The organism is Chromohalobacter sp. HP20-39, assembly GCF_033052815.1.
Taxonomy (GTDB): domain Bacteria; phylum Pseudomonadota; class Gammaproteobacteria; order Pseudomonadales; family Halomonadaceae; genus Chromohalobacter.
This window is the reverse complement of the sequence record NZ_JAWHTP010000374.1, coordinates 1-326: the sequence shown is the minus strand read 5'-3', so window position 1 is coordinate 326 and position 326 is coordinate 1. Positions and strand designations below refer to the sequence as shown.

At 55.5% G+C, this 326-nt stretch carries 1 protein-coding gene; it reads left to right on the top strand.

Annotated elements, in window-relative coordinates:
• Window positions 1-243 (top strand): hypothetical protein (locus RVY79_RS18430; RefSeq protein WP_317465990.1); only part of this gene is annotated, 243 nt, incomplete at its 5' end.
• Between the last annotated feature and the right edge of the window lie 83 nt (window positions 244-326).

Genomic DNA, 326 nt, shown 5'->3' with positions numbered 1-326 from the left:
CGCGAATGCGCGCCTATTGCGTCAGAGACCATGATGCGTTCGTATGCTGGCGAGGTCTATCTTGACGTGCCATTTGACCGACGTAATGCGCTGTACCGGAAAGTCCAAGCGTTTCTCGAGCATCCAGACGGTACGATGAAGTTCAGTGATGTGGGCTTCTACATTGTGCCGCTTGAGCTTGCGATGAAAAACGCCCATCACGACGAACCTGGTTTCTGGGAGCGCTGGGCGGAGGATTTCTGAGACGACTGGTGCCCGCTCATATTGGGACACGGAGTGTCCTGGAGTGGTCGTAGGGTTGCAGGGTGCCACATGCAATTGGCATC